The organism is Paenibacillus sp. WG02 (assembly GCF_055396115.1).
On the sequence record NZ_AP036016.1, the window covers coordinates 2,657,345 to 2,676,651 of the forward strand.

15 protein-coding genes and 1 pseudogene are annotated in these 19,307 nt (G+C 42.7%); 14 read left to right on the plus strand and 2 right to left on the minus strand.

Annotation, left to right across the window (positions count from 1 at the left end; genetic code table 11):
• The first annotated feature begins 34 nt into the window (after nucleotides 1-34).
• The 8 genes and pseudogenes from ACBP55_RS11840 (at nucleotide 35) to ACBP55_RS11875 (ending at nucleotide 7,816) form a co-directional block, all read left to right on the plus strand.
• Nucleotides 35-1,147 carry a HupE/UreJ family protein gene (locus tag ACBP55_RS11840; protein ID WP_464651738.1) on the plus strand — a complete coding sequence of 371 codons (1,113 nt, stop codon included), beginning with the start codon at nucleotides 35-37 and terminating at the stop codon, nucleotides 1,145-1,147.
• Between the two features lie 395 nt (nucleotides 1,148-1,542).
• The gene (locus tag ACBP55_RS11845) at nucleotides 1,543-3,282 is read left to right on the plus strand and encodes an ABC transporter ATP-binding protein (RefSeq protein WP_464651740.1); all 1,740 of its coding nucleotides are present in this window, start codon (nucleotides 1,543-1,545) and stop codon (nucleotides 3,280-3,282) included.
• A 96-nt stretch (nucleotides 3,283-3,378) separates the two neighbouring features.
• Nucleotides 3,379-3,840, plus strand: coding sequence for a GNAT family N-acetyltransferase (locus tag ACBP55_RS11850; protein ID WP_464651742.1), 462 nt, complete (start codon nucleotides 3,379-3,381; stop codon nucleotides 3,838-3,840).
• 140 nt (nucleotides 3,841-3,980) lie between these two features.
• Nucleotides 3,981-4,424 (plus strand): annotated as a pseudogene (locus ACBP55_RS11855) (cell wall hydrolase).
• A 296-nt stretch (nucleotides 4,425-4,720) separates the two neighbouring features.
• Nucleotides 4,721-5,068 (plus strand): VOC family protein, encoded by a 348-nt coding sequence (locus ACBP55_RS11860; RefSeq protein WP_047685110.1) that lies wholly within the window; start codon nucleotides 4,721-4,723, stop codon nucleotides 5,066-5,068.
• A gap of 102 nt (nucleotides 5,069-5,170) precedes the next feature.
• Nucleotides 5,171-6,097, plus strand: coding sequence for an alpha/beta hydrolase family protein (locus ACBP55_RS11865; protein WP_464651744.1), 927 nt, complete (start codon nucleotides 5,171-5,173; stop codon nucleotides 6,095-6,097).
• 243 nt (nucleotides 6,098-6,340) lie between these two features.
• Entirely contained in the window at nucleotides 6,341-7,144 is an 804-nt protein-coding gene (locus tag ACBP55_RS11870) for a stalk domain-containing protein (protein ID WP_464651746.1), read from the plus strand.
• Between the two features lie 102 nt (nucleotides 7,145-7,246).
• Nucleotides 7,247-7,816 carry a stalk domain-containing protein gene (locus ACBP55_RS11875; RefSeq protein WP_464651748.1) on the plus strand — a complete coding sequence of 190 codons (570 nt, stop codon included), beginning with the start codon at nucleotides 7,247-7,249 and terminating at the stop codon, nucleotides 7,814-7,816.
• A gap of 278 nt (nucleotides 7,817-8,094) precedes the next feature.
• Here ACBP55_RS11875 and ACBP55_RS11880 read toward each other — a convergent pair whose 3' ends face one another.
• Together ACBP55_RS11880 and ACBP55_RS11885 are read right to left on the minus strand one after the other, a co-directional pair.
• A complete protein-coding gene (locus ACBP55_RS11880) occupies nucleotides 8,095-8,505 on the minus strand; it encodes a CBO0543 family protein (protein ID WP_464651750.1) in 411 nt (136 codons plus the stop codon).
• Entirely contained in the window at nucleotides 8,474-9,598 is a 1,125-nt protein-coding gene (locus ACBP55_RS11885) for a DUF2515 family protein (protein WP_464653291.1), read from the minus strand. Before ACBP55_RS11885 ends, ACBP55_RS11880 begins: the two co-directional genes overlap by 32 nt.
• 90 nt (nucleotides 9,599-9,688) lie before the next feature.
• Here ACBP55_RS11885 and ACBP55_RS11890 point away from each other — a divergent pair, with 90 nt between their 5' ends.
• The 6 genes from ACBP55_RS11890 to ACBP55_RS11915 all read left to right on the plus strand — a co-directional run bounded on the left by ACBP55_RS11890 (nucleotide 9,689) and on the right by ACBP55_RS11915 (nucleotide 19,236).
• Entirely contained in the window at nucleotides 9,689-10,447 is a 759-nt protein-coding gene (locus ACBP55_RS11890; RefSeq protein WP_464651752.1) for a hypothetical protein, read from the plus strand.
• A 15-nt stretch (nucleotides 10,448-10,462) separates the two neighbouring features.
• Complete coding sequence (locus tag ACBP55_RS11895; RefSeq protein ID WP_464653292.1) at nucleotides 10,463-10,813, plus strand: hypothetical protein; 351 nt, start codon at nucleotides 10,463-10,465, stop codon at nucleotides 10,811-10,813.
• Between the two features lie 198 nt (nucleotides 10,814-11,011).
• A complete protein-coding gene (locus ACBP55_RS11900) occupies nucleotides 11,012-11,434 on the plus strand; it encodes a MerR family transcriptional regulator (protein WP_464651754.1) in 423 nt (140 codons plus the stop codon).
• 58 nt (nucleotides 11,435-11,492) lie between these two features.
• Nucleotides 11,493-12,611, plus strand: a complete 1,119-nt coding sequence (locus tag ACBP55_RS11905; protein WP_464651755.1) for a Gfo/Idh/MocA family protein — start codon at nucleotides 11,493-11,495, stop codon at nucleotides 12,609-12,611.
• A 403-nt stretch (nucleotides 12,612-13,014) separates the two neighbouring features.
• Nucleotides 13,015-18,480 carry a hypothetical protein gene (locus tag ACBP55_RS11910; RefSeq protein WP_464651757.1) on the plus strand — a complete coding sequence of 1,822 codons (5,466 nt, stop codon included), beginning with the start codon at nucleotides 13,015-13,017 and terminating at the stop codon, nucleotides 18,478-18,480.
• Between the two features lie 300 nt (nucleotides 18,481-18,780).
• Entirely contained in the window at nucleotides 18,781-19,236 is a 456-nt protein-coding gene (locus ACBP55_RS11915) for a putative iron-sulfur cluster-binding metallochaperone (RefSeq protein ID WP_464651759.1), read from the plus strand.
• The last annotated feature ends 71 nt before the right edge of the window (nucleotides 19,237-19,307 follow it).

The window sequence follows — 19,307 nt, forward strand, 5'->3', positions numbered from 1 at the left end:
GTAATACTTGCATCTCATGAAAAGAGGTTCCGCTATGAAGCAGCGTTCATTCCTGTCCTTGTTCATAATCACGATCTTATTATTTTTTGGGACTACCACAACTTCGCTCGCGCATTCCGGAAGTATGGGTTACTCGGTATTAAACATTGAAGAGAACGAGATTCTCTATGAACTTTTTCTTGATCAAAGAGATTTGTTTCCACAATTCGGTACCAACCTGGATAATCTGGTGAACGAGGTACAGTTCTCGCAAAAAATCGAATCTTATCTACAGAAAGGTCTTCGCATAGATGCGGATTCGAAGCCCTTAACGATGGAATTGCTTTCGATGAACATGGCGAATAAGGGTACCGAAAGAGGCGTGGAATTTCATCTGAAGTTTACCGCCGATAAAGTGATCGAACAATGTAATCTTCATTACGATCTGGCGTTTGACGAAGTACCTGCTCATACGAGTGGACTCTTGGTCCATGCAGGGGAATATGTCCAACAGGACTTGATTGATAGCACGAAAAGAGATATTCTGATCAACCTTCCTAAGCATTCCCAGCAGGATAATGATAGCACGAAAAGAGATAATCCGATCAACCTTCCCCAGCCTAAGATTGGCGCTGTTTTGTGGAAATACTTTAAGCTTGGAATCGAACACATTTTGACAGGTTATGATCATTTGGTGTTTTTGTTATCCTTAGTATTAATCGCATCTCGCTTCAAGGATGCTTTGAAAATTGTTACTGCTTTTACAATCGCCCACAGTATTACATTATTCTTGGTGGCGTCGGGCCGCCTCCATGTCATCTCGTCTTGGGTCGAAGCGCTGATTGCGGTGACAATCTGTTATGTGGCCGTGGAAAATATGTTTGTTCAAAAGGCGAAATGGCGGTGGGTAATGACAGCCATATTCGGCCTGATTCACGGTATGGGCTTCGCCGGGGCTTTGGCTGAAACAGGACTTCCAAAGGGCAATCTGATTGGCACGCTCCTGACGTTTAATTTGGGTGTAGAAACGGGCCAACTGATGGTCTTATGCCTATTACTGCCCCTCTTGATTTGGCTGCGAAGGTTCTCGTGGTATCGTAAAATGATGATTTCAACGTCTTGCCTTATTTTTGTTCTGGCATTTTATTGGTTGATTCAAAGATTGTAATTAGGCTATTCATTGATCAATACGAGAGTTAGCGGTATTTTTGCTAGCTCTTTTTTACTTTATAGGATATTAGTTTTTAATCATGACAACACGGAGCTCTCGGCTGATCTTAGCTATTTTGGAGTGGAAGAACGCCCAAACCATTTATACTGCATGTGTCGTCGATTTCGCAAAAAATGAAATAAGTAATAAATGTATATAGCTAAAATATACTGATCTGTTCCAGTGAAATGTCAATTATAATGAAATCAATAACGAACTAAGGAGGCAATTTACATGGAAAACTTAACGAAACAACCCACCGTACCAACATATAAGGATGGAACACTTATTTAAATTGTTAACGGTGTACGCCCTTATGTGTTATTTAAATAACACAAAAAAGGGGTAAAACCATGCGTTTTCCAGTGAAAAAGTTTTTTTCCTATTACAAACCGTATTTATCGTTGTTTCTGAGCGTATTGGCAAGTGCCTTTATCGTTTCTGCAGTGACATTGGTGTTTCCGCTGCTCGTTCAGCATATTACGAAAGATGTTTTGAAAGGAGACTTGTCCGCAGCCCTAAGCAGCGTGTATGGAATTGGCGGGCTGATGCTTGTTTTAGTCGCGGTCCAGAATATCGGGAACTACTTTGTGGACTACAAAGGTCATGAAGTTGGCGCTCGTATGGAAAGCGATATGCGCAGCGAGCTGTTCGCACACATGCAGACTCTTTCCTTTGGTTTTTACGATAAGGAAAAGACAGGTCGGCTCATGTCTCGAATAACGAACGACCTGCTGTTGCTTTCCGAGCTATACCATCACGGTCCAGAAGACTACGTCAAATATCTCGTCCGCTTTATTGGAGCATTTTTCATTTTGTTTTCGATTAACGCACACTTAACCATTGCCGTATTCTGTTTCTTTCCGATCTTAGGGGCCTTTTCATTGTATTTCAATAAGATGTTGAACAAGGCATTAAGAAGAAACAAAGAACGAATCGGGGATGTAAACGCTCAAGTAGAGGATAGTTTATCGGGAATCCGCGTAGTCAAATCGTTTGCCAACGAGTATGTCGAAATCGAGAAGTTTAACCAGGCAAATAATCGTTTCCTCGATAGTCGAAAGAAAACGTACAAGGCTGAAGCGTATTTTTTCAATGCTGTCGAAACGATTATCCAACTGATTACGATAACGGTGATCATCTTTGGCAGTGCCAGTATCGTCGGCAACACACTCAATTTAGCGGATTTGATAACTTTCTTACTCTATATAAGCTTTATGATTGAACCCATTCAACGACTGACGCATATGAGCTCTCAGTTGCAAGAAGGAATAACGGGCTTCCAGCGTTTTATGGAAATCATGAATTTGAAGCCGACGATCGAAAACAAACCGAATGCCTTGATCCTTCCAGAGGTACATGGAGAAATTGAGTTCAAGGAAGTTTCCTTCCGTTACGAAGCCCATTTGGACCATGTTTTGGTAAACCTGTCGCTTCGTGTACAACCAGGTGAGTACGTTGCGTTAGTGGGGCCGTCTGGTGTGGGAAAAACTACATTATGCTCACTCATCCCTCGCTTTTATGAAGTGACCAATGGGGACGTATTACTAGATGGGATCAGCGTCCGGGATCTCGATCTGAGGTCATTAAGAAATAACATCGGGATCGTACAGCAAGATATCTACCTTTTCGCGGGAACGGTAATGGAAAATATCGGCTACGGAAATCCCGCTGCGAGCGAAGAAGCAATTATCGCAGCCGCCAAATACGCCAATGCCCATGGCTTTATCATGAACTTGTCGAACGGCTACCACACCGAGATCGGGCAACGAGGTGTCAAACTGTCTGGTGGTCAAAAACAGCGGCTAAGTATCGCTCGCGTATTCTTAAAGAACCCACCCGTTCTCATTTTAGATGAGGCAACGAGCGCACTTGATAACGATAGTGAGAGCATTGTCAAAGAATCACTAGAATCATTAGCAAAAGGGCGTACAACCATTGTCATTGCCCATCGACTTTCCACGATCCGCAATGCCGAACGAATTATCGTATTGACAGAGGACGGTATTGTGGAACAAGGTACGCACGAAGAGTTGCTAGCACGCGATGGCGTGTATGCACACCTGTATTCCAAGCAGTTTGAATTACAATAAGAGGGACGGGCAGGTTAACACAAGAACGTAATAAAAATAATGCAGGAATAATTTGATTCTGAATGGAAGATATATACAAACCAAAGGGGTGAATTAATGGTAATTGTTCGTTTGGCTACTTTAGACGATGTCCATGAACTTGTTCGAATGCGCTGGGACTTCTCGGGAGAAGAGCATGACAATAGTGCGGTAAGTTTTGAGGGGTTTCACCAGAGCTGTAGTGATTTTTTGGTTAAAGCAATCAAAAGCGGAGATTGGTACATTTGGGTTGCAGAAATTGATACAAATATCGTATCGCATATGTATCTGCAATTCATACATAAAGTACCCCGGCCAGGTAAATCTCCAGACCCTTATTACGGATATGTTACTAATGTTTATACGCGTCCTGCTTTTAGAAGTCAAGGTATCGGTTCCAAGATTCATATCGCTATGGAACAATGGTCAAAAGAAAATGATGTCGAGTTTCTTATACTTTGGCCCAGTAGTAATAGTGTGCAGTTTTATTCAAGAAATGGCTTCACTAGATGTGAAGAAGCAATGGAAAAGCATTGGTGATTAAGTGAGTATCACGGTTTCCACAGGAGAGGGCTGCCGACAGTAATTGAACGACAGCCTTCTCAGCTAAAGGCAGAGTAACATTTCCGCTTCACCTACAATATGATGTGTCTAGAGATACAATCTAAAGAGGTGAGCCAATGGCAGTCGTAAAAGCCAGGCAACAGGATATTGACATGTTGGCAAGGTTGCTTCGAGCCGAAGCTGTGGGCGAAGGCGAACTGGGTATGCAACTTGTTGGAAATGTTGGCATTAACTGAATACGAGGGAATTGCTCCGATTTCAAAGGACTCCGGACAATTCCCCAAATGATCAACCAGCCGCATGCATTTGAAGCACTGCAACATGGTATGTACTATCAAAACGCAAGAGAGAGAGAACGCCGTCTGGCGCGACGAGCTGTGAATGGGGAGCGGCATTGGCCGGGCAAATTCTCCCTCTGGTATTTTCGTCCGGGAACGGCCCAGGCTCCCCTGCCATGTCCGCCGACCTGGTATAATCAGCCGCACGCAGGACGATACAAGCTTCACTGTTTTTATGAGCCGACCGCGAAAGAATGTGAAAATGTATATAATACGTTTTAATTTTAAGAACGAAAAGTGGTGCATGTTTGTGCCACCGGTTATGGTTCAAACAAACCATGTCGGGCGACAAGAACATTATCTCATTAATTGCCGCGAAAATCGCGGCTTTTTTTATGGGATCAAGTTCTTGTCAAATCCTAATGACAGGATCTTGTTCCCATTCCCGACAGAGCTAATTATCGTTTAGTTGTTAAGCTAATGGGCAAGATAGTTGAAAAAGGAACTTAGATTTAAATCTCGAATATCTAATGTAATCGGATAGCTAAAAATTTGATGACAGTCAGGAGTTAGATACGATGATAAAAGGTTTCGGAGGAATATTTTGGAGAACTAAGAATCTTGAAGTTATAAAAAAATGGTACAGTGAAGTATTGAAGATTGAAATAGAAAATTGGAATGGGACTGTGATAAAACCCCAATTAGGAAATGAGACTATCTTTTCTTTCTTTACCGAGAATGACAGTTATTTTCCAACAGAACAACAAGTGATGTTAAATTTCCAAGTACATAATCTAAACGAGACTATTAAGCATCTTGAACATATTGGTGTACCTCTTGCAAAGAAAAAAGAGATTAGTGAATTTGGAAAGTTTATTTGGATTGAAGATCCTGAAGGTCGACTGGTCGAGCTTTGGGAGAAATAACGAGTAGTAATTCATTTGCTATTGAGCTAACGGGAGTTTAACGCAAATAGAGTGTCATTAATGTTAGGGAGTGTTATCGATTTTTATATAGGAGGTTAAAAAATGATAGAACAAGTTACGGTTGTGGCAAACGCCGCATATCCGTTGGAAGGAATTTTGACGCTGCCGGATTCTCATACTGAAAAAGTCCCGGCAGTTGTATTTGTTCATGGCTCAGGACCCTTGGATAAAGACGAAACAGTTGGTGTAAATAAGCTGTTTCGAGACCTTGCGGACGGACTTGCCAAGGAAGGGATTGCATCGCTGCGGTACGATAAACGCACCTGTACCTATGGCAAGCAGATAATTCAAGAACTCGGCGGCAAACTTACAGTAGAAGAAGAGATAATTCAGGACGCGATTATGGCTGTCCATATGCTGAAAAAAGACCCACGCTTGGATGCAAACCGCGTATTCTTGATTGGACACAGCCAAGGCGGGATGCTTGCCCCCAGAATTGATGCGGAAGGTGGCGACTTGGCAGGATTATTTATCTTAGCCGGTACTCCTCGAACGCTTGCAGAAGTCATCATAAACCAAAATGAGGATTCCATAAAGCAGCTTGAAAAATCTCAACAAGAGATAGCCTTAAAGCAGGTAAAAGAACTGCAAGACAAGTTTGATGCCATATCCGACATGACGGATGAGATGGCGCAACAGACCGTTTTGTTCGGTTCTGTCTATGCTTGGTATCTTAAAGAGATGAAGCAACATCCAATCAAAGATTATTTATTGCAAAACAAAAAACCGATTTTCGTCATACAGGGTGATAAAGATGTACAGGTTTCCGTCGAAAAAGATTTCAACCGATACCGTGAGATGTTAAAAGACCGCCCGAATGTCACATTCAAGCTCTATCCCGGTTTGAACCATATGTTTATGAAAGCTGTGTATGGTACTTTGAAAGACATTTGGGAAGAATATAATATCCCGCAAACCGTGGACAGCACTGTTTTAGAAGATATTGCAGAGTGGATATTGTCGGTTTAGACCACGACAACCCTTTCTCGTTAGAATTTTATAAATGCTATTGAACTTACGAAAACGATAGTTGAGTAAGAATAGCACAACAGGCTACCGCTGATTTAATCTCGGTAGCCTGTTGTGCTAAAGGGCAGTCTAGTGGAATCCATGGTGAAAAAGAGTTTGTAAAAAAATTGAAATAGGCAGAGAAACTTCTTACATATTCGTTTCGTCTAAATTTTAAAGTGGTAAATAAAGGGAGTGGTGAATTTGAAAAAGTTTGTTCTAGGTCTAATTTGCGGAATTGGTTTAACCGCTACAACTGCTGTCTATGCCGCAGACACAATCCAAGCGTACTTATTTCCTGCCAAATTTGTATTTAATGGTCAAGACAAAGAATTAAATAGAGAATACACCACATTAAATTATAATGGTCATGCGTATGTACCTATACGTTTTATAGCAGAAAATATGGGGGCGACTGTAGGATACGATGATGAATTGAAAAAAATAACGGTGGATTACGAATCACTCCTTACACCACAACCTAAAGTGAAGGATTCTTGGGCACTGAAGCCTACGACTGGTTTTCATGATGGGATGTTATTATTTAACGCAGGACTTGTTTTCGGTAAGGGTTACATTGATACCGATAATAAAGGACTTGTCCAAACCCTCCAGTTTAAAAATCAGGACAAACAATCCATTACCATCCAACCACTAAACATTGAATATCAAATTCTAAAGGTAGATGGAGATCAGGATCGTTTGTTGTTTAGCTATAAGTTGTCTCCCTTAGAAGGAGAAATCCCTGTATATGGATGGTATGAAGCGAATCTTCCCGTATGGAACTTAAAGGACCCGAACGGAAATCCCGTCCCCGCTGGAAAATATGCTGCACAAATCGTTATTCCTAACTCTCTCGATTACACTATCGAAGGCAGCGATGAAGTTAGTACCCTCACAAGGCTATCTCGATTCACAAGGTGGGAATTCGATGTTACTCAATCCATCATTGACGATTTTTTTCAGGCTACCCACTCTGAGTCAGCATTGAAAGAGTTTCAAAAATAGAATCAGAAGGGCTGCCTCGTTGCAGCCCTTTGTTATAAAATGAAATTAAGTTGGTTCCAAAAGGCAATTTACTTAAGACAGCAATAGGAGGAAGAGATTTATTTGAAAAAATTTATTTTAGGTGTACTTTTGGGGGCTGTTGCTAGTTTTTCCACCGTGGCGATTGCATCAGATACCATACAAGCATTGATCTTCCCAGCAAAAATTAATATTAATGGTGTCACCCATGCAGTGAGTGATGAATATCGGATTCTAAATGTGGATGGTCACGCGTATGTCCCAATTCGTTATATAGCAGAGAATACCGGTTCGATCGTAGGTTACGACCCAAAAAATCAAGTTATTTCGTTGGCCTATGGGCAAATCAATCTTCAAGATCCAAATGACAAATCGATTTCCATCGGGGATTTAGTTGTTGAACCCATTTCGATTAATTTAGAGGGATTACAAGGACATATAAAAGTTGATCGAGCAGCTACAAGCTATGTGAATTTAACAATTGAATTTTACGATAAAGATGGTAAGTTACTGGGTTCTACCGACCTCTCTGATGATTTTAAGCCAGGGATTCAAGCTTTTAAAACAACAAACTCTGGATTTAATTCCACGGGGTATACAACAGTCAAAGTTCGAGTGAATGAAGTACGTGATGGCGATTTACCCATTATATAGAAATTATACGGAGGAAACTGTCAAATCCGTTCAGTATCTGCTTGATGCAAATGCATCTATTAATATTACAGGTCGAGAAGGCAAGTCACTTTTGGAAGGATTTAAAGATTTCATGGGTATATCCGAAGCAAAACAAATTTATGATCTGTTAGTGGCTAAGGGAGCAAAATAGAGTCAATAATCTCAGGAGATAGTGGGGGTACATGATGCTTTCCCAGGTTTGTGTTACGAGAGTTTTGTTAAGCGAAATCCTTATAAATTGATTCCGGCTTTTTGATTTATTCACTTCTTTTTCTCAGCCAAAAGTAGGCACCTGAAATAATCATTAAAAACAGAAAATAACCGAAGACGCTGTATACATGCATCCATTTGTCGGTATGTACAAAATCCCCGAGCCGCTCTGCTAGATTTTCCAAAGTCGGTATCAACAGGCTGACAAAGAGGGTAATGCCTATCCTCCACCATTTATTCATTTGGGAAATGCAGTATAAAAAAACCATTGTCAAAATGGGCAACCCGATTAAATTGAAAACAATATTAATTGAAAAAATCTCCGGCAGCGGCCTGTGAGGAAACTGATAAATCCCTTTACCGACAAAATAAAGATCAAGATATGTACCAAGCAGTGATGCCAGCACAGTGCATGCCAAGCTATCTTTATTCCAAAAAGTGAATCGCTTTTTTGGCAAGCGCGACAACCTCGAGTCGCTCCAACGTTTTACAGTATTCATTCTTAATCTCTCCGTCCATCATTTCTATGTCATCTTCTAAATAATCCACCACAAGTATGTCTTGAAACCAATCTCCCGGTTCTGCTTCAGGCTGGCTTATATTTTTCCAGGCATACTCCATTTTTGGGCTGTAAATTCTTCTTGCATCGTTGTGAATCTGGCACGATTTTAACCTTAATGGATAGGTAATTCCCGGCGCACCTTCATTTACACTGTTGAATATATGTGGCCAGTAATCCTTTCTGGACCCCGTGTGCGGATTACGTTTTGCCCATTCCAAGGCCTGCCTATTAAACTCCTGATTCTTGAACAAAACGGCATAGAGTCTTTTTCCAAGTAAAATTCGCTCATGGAGAGACTGGAATTGGTGTAGAGTCTGCCCCTTTAAATGATCACCTTCAGCAGGAAAAAGAATTTGATTGAATGATAGTAGATCCTGAAGGTGAAATTTGATTTTTTTTAATACTTCTTTTTGATAATAGGGGTTTTGAATGACCCTTTGTTCCAAGTAACTTTGTTCATTAATTACTAATCCTATACAATGAATATGCGTATCTCGGACTCTCCAAAAATAGTTCCAAATCGCTTCCATAAAAATAGAAACATTCAGTCGGGGTAGTAGATAAAACAGGGGTATATTTTTCTTTAAACTCTCTTCATAAAGCAGAAATTGCGGGTATACATCTTGGAAAATAAGCCAGTTCCCGCGTTCTAAAAAATGGAAAAATAAATCCTGCTCCTTTTCCGAGAGCAGTTTAGTTAGAAACTCTCCCTTGAGATCGGTCATATTCCATCCGCCATTCCGAGATACCATATGACCTAAGAATGCCCAATGGATTTCAGGGTGACGGAGATGAAACTCTAGATATGCTTTTGTTCTAGTCACATTATTTAGGTTGTGCTCCTGGGTAATCCAACTAATTTTGTCCAAAAGCTTTTTCTCTGAAAGTGTTAACTCTTTCGAGATGGCTTGGGAGTGTTTCTTTCTTTTCTTTAATTCCTCGCGAATCGTTTCAAGCGGTGTATTTTGACGATTTCTTGTAAAAAAGATAGGTGCTTCCCTCCTTTTCGAATTCTCTAATGAAGAGATGAATATGTATATCCTAACGAGACGTTGCAGGAGGAAGGAGCGCTGGAATGAATGATTGATACGATGAAGGGGATAAAGCGGATCATTGAAACACTTCGAAAAGACCAGTCTCCCGATGGATCGTGGGCTTATCCGTTTGAAACGGGTATTTCTACCGATGCTTATATGATTATTTTATTACGGACTTTAGAGATTGATGATGATTTAATTGAAGGGCTTTGCCGAAGGATTTTAAGCAAACAGCAGAATAATGGAGCATGGAAGCTTTTTTATGATGAAGGAGAGGGAAATGTAACTGCCACTTTAGAAGCTTATTATGCACTGCTTTTTTCCGGATTCTACCGCAAAGAAGACGAGTGCCTTCGCGCAGCCAAAACGTTCATTCTCGCAAAAGGCGGTTTATCGGAAGTGAGTACATTTACGAAAATCATGCTGGCACTGACCGGGCAATATCAATGGCCGACCTTTACCCCTTTGCCGATTGAAATGATTCTGCTCCCGTACTACTTCCCAATCAATTTCTATTCTTTATCTGTTTTCGGGAGAGCCAATCTGACTCCAATTATGATACTTGCCGACAAAAAGTTTTCCGTTAAACCAGTGAATGCTCCTGACTTGTCTGATTTGAAATTGATAAGGGATGATGAGGATCAGTGGATTCGCTCAAGTGAATGGGGATCGCTGCTCTCCTTGATTCAGGACGGAGTAAAAAGATTGATCGGCATCCCGAGAGAACTGCACCTATTAGCCCTTGAACGTGCCCAAAAACTCCTTAATAGGGTATATGGTTTACAAGCAGTGGGCTTATAGAAAAACCATCCAAACATACAAAAGGCGGCGGCATGGCTGGGGAGTATTCAGAATTCGGACGGCGGATGGGGCGAATCGTGCCGAAGCGACATTCAAATGACCTACGTTCCGTTACAAACGAGCATCCTGACAGATACGGCTTGGGCACTGGATGCATTGATTACAATTGCTGACCGACCGACTACGGTCATCCAAAAAGGAATAACCTATCTGCTGGATTCCCTTGAGAAAGAAGATTGGACCTCTGACTATCCCAAAGGCCAAGGTATGGGGGGAGCGTTTTATATCCATTATCACAATTACCGGCATGTATTTCCGCTGCTTGCTTTAGCGCATTATCGGAGGAAATTTAAATCGAAGGACTGAAACCTCTCATAAGCGGAGGTGAAAAAGATCTGCTTCGAGGTAGCTCCTTTTATTTATTTTCTAGACTCGGTAGCCTGTTGCGAGGGACGGGCAGGTTAATGCAAATGTTATGAAGTATTTTATTCAATACCCTTGACTTCGAGTATACTCTAACAAATACAATAATGATTATCAGTCCATTAAAGGTGGCCGACCACAATGTACTCAATTAGCGATATATCCAAATTAATGGGCATTACAGCATATACTCTCCGATACTACGAAAAAATAGGTCTTCTTCCTAACCCCAAACGTCTGGATGGGAAGCAATACGGGATTAGGCGATATGATGATCAAGATCTTCGATTTATCAAATTTATTCATGGATTGAAGCAAACGGGGATGAAGCTAAAAGACATCGCAACGTTTGTGGAAGAGGGATGTTATGTGACGCAAGAGGAACCAGAGATTGAAGTGAAGGTGATATTTCACAAAAGGATTGATATTTTGAGTAAGCATATAGAGAAACTGGAACAACAACTAACGCAATTGGAAGTCGTGAAGGTCTCCGCACAGGATAAAAGAAATTTTTACTACAGTATGTTGAAAGAACACGGAAACGAGGAAAAGAAACTGAAGTAATCGTTTAACTCAACCAGGTCCTTAGTTAACTACCCTAATCAAGGAGGCTATACAATAAATGGATAAGACAATACATGTCGGTGTAATCGGGGGATCGGCTAACAACCAATGGGCTAGTTCAACTCACATTCCTGCATTACAACGGCTTCCGAAATTTAAAATTACGGCAATCGGTACAACCCGGATGGAAAGTGCGGAGAAAAGTGCCTCCCAATTCGGAGTTCCACATGCATTTGCGGATTCAAACGAACTAGCCCACGACCCGGATGTGGATATGGTTATTGCGAGTGTGAAGGTTCCTGGTCATTACGATGCGGTCATGGCCACACTCAATGCCGGTAAGCATGTATATTGTGAATGGCCTTTGGGCTTAAACACCTCTCAAGCCATTGAGATGAATAATTTAGCTACAGCCAAAAAGGTTCATCATGCGGTTGGTTTGCAAGCCCGACAATCTCCTGAAGTTAACTTTGTGAAAGACCTGGTGGCTGAGGGATATATCGGCAAAGTGCTGTCGTGTCATATGAAAGTCTTTACAACTGCAAAGGGCGGCACAACGAATGAAGCCTCTAAATATTTATTGAACCATTCCAATGGAGCAAACTTATTGACGATTAATGCAGGGCATGCCATAGATGCACTGTGTTATGCTGTTGGCGATTTTGAAGAGTTATCGGCTACGATAGCTAATCAAATTAAACAAGCAAAAGTGCAGGAAACCGGTGAAATCATTGAGAAGACGACTGCAGATCAAATCTTAATTAATGGAACATTAAAAAGCGGAGCAACCGTCTCTATACATGTACAGGGGGGCGTATCCTATCGAACAGGAGTCTCGTTAGAATTCTATGGTACGGAGGGCGTAATTGTACTGTCTAATGAAAGTACTCATGCTCAGCTTCAATGGGGGGATTTGAAAGTTGAAGGAATGCATCTTGCCAATCGGGAGAACTCGTCTTCACTCGCTGAATTAACCATTCCGGATCATTATCGTTGGGTGCCTGATACGATTCCTGGCGGACCTGTCTTCAATGTTGCACAAGCTCTCGAGAAATTTGCAAAGGATATTATGGAGGGAACCCGACGTATTCCTAATTTTGACGATGCGGTAAAACTTCATATACTCCTTGATCACATACAAAAAGCAGCCGATACTGGTGAACGTCAGGTTCTTTAATTAATGATCCGGAAAGTTGCTTTTGTTTATAAAACGTCATGATTAATAGTAGGAGTAAATGTGGGTCGAAATGATGAATAAAAGAAGTCTTCACAGTTTAATTTGCTGTGAAGGCTTCTTTTTGTTTGAGCGGTATTCAGCAATCATCATCCCGATTAATTACAAAGTTCGTAAAGAAAGTTTTTGGCTCATTTGTGCGTCTTTGGGTTTATTTTTTTGTTCGACGAAACTAGACAATGTTCAACAGAGGTAAGAAATACCAGTAAATAGAAATATATAACGTGATGAGGTTTTGTTGCTAACTACTTACTAATTGGCTCAAATGTAGGGAGGGGAATGAATCATAAGTTTGTGAATCGTTGATCTATCCGCAACTCATAAAATGAATCGGAGGTAGGTAAAGTTGGCTACACTGCAGCAAGCAATTCGTTATGAAGGTGATGTAATTCAGGCACCAATCAGCATGATACATCTTAATTTTCTTGTACCGGTGTACGATTACTCGGGTATGACCCCAATCGACGGCTCTTTAACTAGGGTTCAGATGGGATCGGAAAAAGTAGTCATTGAACATGCGTTGATAGACACGACTTATCAGGCTTTATTTCCGGTATCCGATCTGGCAGGTAAAACGGAACAGTCCGTGACCAACTTTCTTGGTTATTATATTCGTGCAACTTCTGAAAATCGAATCAATGACCTTAGTTTTATCATTCCAGTCAACTACGAAGCGGCTTCCGCAAAGGTTGGCGAAACGAATTTGAATGCGATTTTCTGGGTTCGCAATGTATCCAAATTGGTTGATTCCGTAGGGATCATGGTAAGAGGGAGGGCTCACCCGAGTTTTACAGAAACAATAGCCTTTCTCGATCGGAATTTGTTCTTGCTAAATAAGGATGTGTACAATCGTATCCTGGCAAAGTTCAAAGATTTAACCGGCAGAGACGATGATATGTTACTGCTAAGGGTTATCGGTCACTTCCTAGATGAAACGGGACTGGATCCTGGATCTATAGAATGGAACGATGACATGATTACCAAACTTCGCAGACTCCTGACAGGAGAACACCTTGAGGATCCGGGTAATAGGATTACGGGAGTTATCATCGAAACGTTCAAACAAATCTTTGATTTTCCTTTAACAGTGCCGGCTATTCAAAAGCTCGAAGTAGCAGGTGATTTTCAGATTAGGAAACCGGATCAAAGCGCGATCACCCTAAAGGATCTGATCCTGTTTGAGTTGTCTGTAGAATGTCCCCTAGTTAATGTGAACGGGGTAACGACAACAATCAAAACACCGTATGATTGGAATTTTAGTTCAGACTCAATCGATGGTAATAAAGCTAAATTTGTCTTCACCTTTGCAGCAAATCTGATCCTGCAAAATGCTGTAGACGGGGCTGTTACAGTATCCGTGAAGACCTATGATGGAGTTCCGGTTTGGCGCAATACTTTCACCGCGGAGGACCCGAATCTAAAAGATCTACACATTGCCGTTGATCAGGTAAAGCCTGCAACACTGAACGATCCGAAGGGCGCAGGGACCGATAAGCAGAAAAAGCTGCGTGGTCAGTTGCTGGAATTAAAGAAGGATGAATGTCCACTCAAGGACCAGACGGTAATCATTCAGGCGAAGGTGAAGGACGATGACCTGTGGCGAGTCGTGGCGGCCGGGACAACGGATGCATCGGGTAATTTCTCGATGCCATATCCATACGGTGATTACATTGCCGCGCAAGCTATGGTCTCGCTAATGCCTGATTCTCCAGCTGACATCCCCATTAGAAGTGATGGTAACAAAAATGGAACGATCTCCGACGACTTCCTTTACTTACTCATAAGCAATCCACAATGTACACACGACGAGTCGGATGGAGATTGCGGATGTAATGCCCCAAAAAAGGCACCCCGTTTGCCTGATCATGCAGACCTGATCAATTCTGACGAGTACACTCAAGATATCGGAGGTGCCTGCGTCAATCTGTCCACTCCAAACCGCACGTTGAGTGAGTACAGTTACCGAGGGGTGGTTCGAACATCAGATCCAGAAGTTGCTAACTATACCTTGAACAAGAACTCTGACGGAAGCTTCGATTTGGTGAGTAGCACAACAACCATCGAACGTACGGCGATCAGTTTAGGCAATCCGGTTCGGTGGGCGGATGCACCGGAAGCACACGAAAACCTAACGCTTTACCAAGCAGTAACCGTTGCAACGGGGCATGTACTTCACTATAAAGCCATTTTCAAGGCGGATGGTTACTCTCTTGGAAATTTACTGTACTCGCTGGCTCTTGCTCCAGGTCAAAAGAAACAGATCGTCGTCCTCGATGCGGCACATCAATTGCAAGGTACAGAAACGCAAAGTATTGCCCAAGTAGAGAGCCTGGCGGCTAGCCTTGTGAACGAACGTAACACCCTCGACCAACTTAGCGGGGCCCTCAATGAAACATTGAATGGAAATAGTTCGTCCAGTACAGGCGGTGTAAGTGCAGGACTTGGCGCGGCTGGAACGATTGGCTTCGCATCCGCTTCGCTAGGTGTAGCGGGAGGCTATTCCAGTGCCAATTCGTCTGCGTCGCAGAACAGCTCGAGGGACACATCCATGTTCTTCGGTGAGAAGCTGCGACAGTCCATCATGCAGAACGCAGAGAGTTACCGTCAGCTCAATGCTTCCGTTGTTACAACGGTGAAGGAAGGTCAGCAGTTCAGTGTTACCACGGACGTTGTTGCCAATCACAATCACTGCCATGCATTAACCATGATGTATTTTGAGGTGCTGAGGCATTACGCCATATACCAAGAGCTGGCACAAGTCGAAGAGTGTGTCTTTGTTCCGCTGCTTATGACTCACTTTACACGTAAAAACATTTACAAATGGTCTGACGTTTTGGCAAGTAACCTTTTACCGATGCCTTCGAATACCTACTTGCAACCCATCCCATACCTACGTTACCGTGTCAGCCATCCGCTCATCCCAGCATTCGATGCTAACGCACGGATCGAGACTGATTATAAATTCGTCGACTTTCCGGAAAAGGGTAAGGCATACTGCGACGAGCCAATCACATCGGTGACGGGATACATCACTTTGAGGGTGAACATTCCGCGTCCGAAGACGGTATATGACCGGGTATTGTCATTTCCAGTCGTAACGAGGACACAGATCACAGACCGCAACGGTGGTGGCATCTGGGGAGCTATTTGTGATGTCGTATCGGGTCCAGATTTAGATAAAAAATCATGGGAGGAGAGACAGAAGTTCACTGATGAACATATCGTCATCTATGACAACTTTCAACAAGCTCGTCCTGCCGATGTTATTGAAGTAATCAAGTTTGATAACATATTTAACTCGGGAAGCCAGGACGATATACCCTGGAGGTCGATAGCGGATCTTTGCGGTTACAGCGACATCGAGGCATTCCTAGCGAATTATTTCTCACACAAGACAATATCACAATGGGATACTGTGTTTAATGACGAGATTCTACCTGTCGTGTTTGAAAAGCTATTGGACAATACTTTATCGATTGATCCATTCTCAACATGTGACTTCTCGACCGTTGGTAAATATCATGGTGGCGAGCGCTTGATGAGGATAAATTTGCAAGCAACGACCTCTCAGGCACGTAAAGATATCACGACAATCAAAGTCACATACACTAATATAGTGAAAAATCCGAAGATCTTCTGGCCATTGGTTACGTTCATGGTCGAGAACTTGCATATTGGGTACACCACCAAACACTATGAAGGCATTATTTTCAACAAAACAATGGGAAATAGTTTAACTGACGGGGGCACATATGGTTACCCAACGCCGATGAATAAGGACGAACAGCGAAATCCGAGGGAAGAGGATCAATACCTGGTATTGAAGTTGCTCGAGCACCTAAACAGTAATGTAGAATACTACAATAAGGTCCTTTGGCGATTGCTCGACCCGGATCGAAGGTATATGATGCTGGACGGGTTCAATATCCAGATTTTTAATGGACAAGGAGTACCCGTCGGGTCTCGAAGCTTGGCATCGGTCATTAAAAACGAGCTGCTAGGCATTACCGGGAACTCTCTCGTATTTCCGGTTGCCGCTGGTTATCGGGTAAGTCAGTCGTACATCGCGGAAGTAAATGCTGAGGGCGGCGAGATTGAAGACGTTTCATTGTTTGACCATTATCGGCCGCTTACTCCGATACCTCCCTATCGAATTAGTGTTCCGTCGAGAGGTGTGTTCCTTGAGGCTGTACAAGGTGCATGTGATGCATGCGAGAAGGTTAAGGAGAACTCCTCACAGGATTGGAGCAAGTTCACAACGGATGAACCTACGTCGGTCACACCTGTGACATTGCCGACGCCACAGCTTACGGATTGGAAGGCTGCGTTCAAGGATTTTGCACAACCGCTTGTTAATATCCAGAATGCGCCAGCTCTTCCGGATACGGGAGCAGGGCTAGCCAGTATTACTGACCTGCTTGGCAAATCCGGTGTATTCCGTGATGTTACCGGGCTGGATGCGACGCAGCAGAATGCCATTCGCACGTACCTTTCGAACCAGGAGAATGCGAAGGCATTTGCCCAAATGGCTCAAGGAATGGCTATGCAGCAGCACAACACCGAACATTCGGACAAAATTATGGAATCGCTTAATAACGCAAGGTCGAGCGATGCCATAAGTAAAGAAGATTATGGGAAACTGGTAAAAGAGCATTTACAAAAGCAGATCGACGGTGGAGAAGCACAAAAAAGAGCGAACGAGCTCGAACAGAAAAAACAAGAAACGTCACCCATTCGATCCGCGGTTGATCTTGCCAATAACAGTAATAGGGCCGTATCCGCTACCGAAACTGACAGTAGCGGTAACACAAAATCCATTGATGTAAAGGGAGACGAGCTTCTACAAGTCGGTGACAATTATGTACCTCCGGCTACTACAAAGAATGAATTGATCGGACTGGCGGGAGAGCTTCATCTGGCAGATGCTTTAACGCGTGATGGGTTGATTGTATTTAGGGATTGGACGAAGCACGTCTCGGAAGTTGGAATAGATTTGATTGCTCTAGATGCGAGGAATGTTGATCCTAACTTATGGGAGATCTGGCTACTGGATAACAAGGGGCAAATTAAAGGTATAAGTGGCGCCAATGCACTAACTGGTGATAAATTCAATGTATATAAACAGCAAGCAATTGATTTTCTAAAACAAAAATCACCTCATCCTCGTGCAGTAGAGGCAGGAACGCTTCTCGAAAATAATAAGTTCAGGAAAGTTGCTGCAAATGGCTGGGCGGGAGTGGACACCCGTTTCACTAAGAAATGTTTTGATAGCGGGCTCCATGTATACGATATACGCCTTGGTAAGTTATTCGAGAAATTTTCAGAATGGGAATCAGCCTTTATCGCCTTCAAGGCGCTACCAAAGGGCATCCGTCGGTTGAGTGGCTTACGTGGAGCGGCAACTGTGGAGGCTATGCTCTTGGTGATGTTGGTATCAGGAGGGGCTCTTTACGTTCTTCGTTCTGACTCAGCTCAAAGCATACTAGGAGAATTAGTAGCACAGACTATTTTTGATACGGCGCTTTCATTACTCCCCGGTGGGTTCTTCGCAGGACTTGTTGTGGGATTGGAGAGTGACGAGTCACCGAGCCAGAGGGCTGCACGGAAACGGGCTGAGACTATCGATGAGATTTGTGGATCGATTCCAGGATTCGCGGGTATGTCACCAGATGAACAGAAAAGTATCCGTGAGGAGATTGGTAAGCTTCTCGATGAACCTCTATTTATACCGGATCCTCCATCACCTCCATCTAGAGGCTTAAAACTTCCATTCTTTAATTATCAAATTGGTCCAAAGTTAGACGAGGCATAACTTTCCTCCGCCTCATACGAATGGGTCTCAAGGTGAGTGGTGGAACTGCTTATGCAACAATATTCAAACAAGCGTAATCCAGATAATAAACGCACTTAGTGATAACCAAGCTAGCATGACCACGAAAATTTGAGTAAAAAAGAAAAGATCCGGAGCTTGCAACGTGGCAGCTCCTCTTTTTGTTCATTCAAGTAACGGGAAGTATAGTGAAGTGCAGATTTTCTTCTTTTGTAAATTAGTGAGATAATTGTCTGAGGATGTACAAATGATTGATTCCTCTACATTAGGAGATGATTTTAAATGGATTGCTGTGCACCATCTAATAATACAGGAGCTGTAAAAACGGAGTGCTCTTCCTGCGGTGAAAAGGGCAAGAATGTGCAACTCATAACGCTCAAGTCCCTGCTTAAAGCGTCAGCACTAGAAACCATTGAACATGAGAACTCTTACATATTCTGTTCGAACTCTGCTTGCTCTATTGTTTATTTCAGCAGTAACCATTCGCAAACATTCAACGAGAGTGACATGAAGGTACCAGTGTACCAAAAGAACTTCAGCATGGATGTACCAGTGTGTTACTGCTTTGATTGGACGAGAGAGCGCCTTCTTCAAACGGCAGGCACCGACCAACAACCTGCCGACGAAATCAAAGCACATGTTCAGGCGGGACGTTGCGGATGCGAAGTAAACAACCCGCAAGGGGCATGTTGCTTAGGGAACGTGAGCTTATTTGTGCGGGGTCTCAAAGAGGTATAATCACGCTCTTTCTAATGAAGGAAATATGAAATGGAACATAGTAATGATCTATTTCGTCTAATTAAAAGGTT

Coding starts and splice junctions, on each gene's coding strand:
- ACBP55_RS11865 (WP_464651744.1), top strand. CDS start 5,171: ATGATAGAACAAGTTACGGTTGTGGCAAACGCCGCATATCCGTTGGAA.
- ACBP55_RS11860 (WP_047685110.1), top strand. CDS start 4,721: ATGATAAAAGGTTTCGGAGGAATATTTTGGAGAACTAAGAATCTTGAA.
- ACBP55_RS11890 (WP_464651752.1), top strand. CDS start 9,689: ATGATTGATACGATGAAGGGGATAAAGCGGATCATTGAAACACTTCGA.
- ACBP55_RS11905 (WP_464651755.1), top strand. CDS start 11,493: ATGGATAAGACAATACATGTCGGTGTAATCGGGGGATCGGCTAACAAC.
- ACBP55_RS11915 (WP_464651759.1), top strand. CDS start 18,781: ATGGATTGCTGTGCACCATCTAATAATACAGGAGCTGTAAAAACGGAG.
- ACBP55_RS11845 (WP_464651740.1), top strand. CDS start 1,543: ATGCGTTTTCCAGTGAAAAAGTTTTTTTCCTATTACAAACCGTATTTA.
- ACBP55_RS11840 (WP_464651738.1), top strand. CDS start 35: ATGAAGCAGCGTTCATTCCTGTCCTTGTTCATAATCACGATCTTATTA.
- ACBP55_RS11850 (WP_464651742.1), top strand. CDS start 3,379: ATGGTAATTGTTCGTTTGGCTACTTTAGACGATGTCCATGAACTTGTT.
- ACBP55_RS11900 (WP_464651754.1), top strand. CDS start 11,012: ATGTACTCAATTAGCGATATATCCAAATTAATGGGCATTACAGCATAT.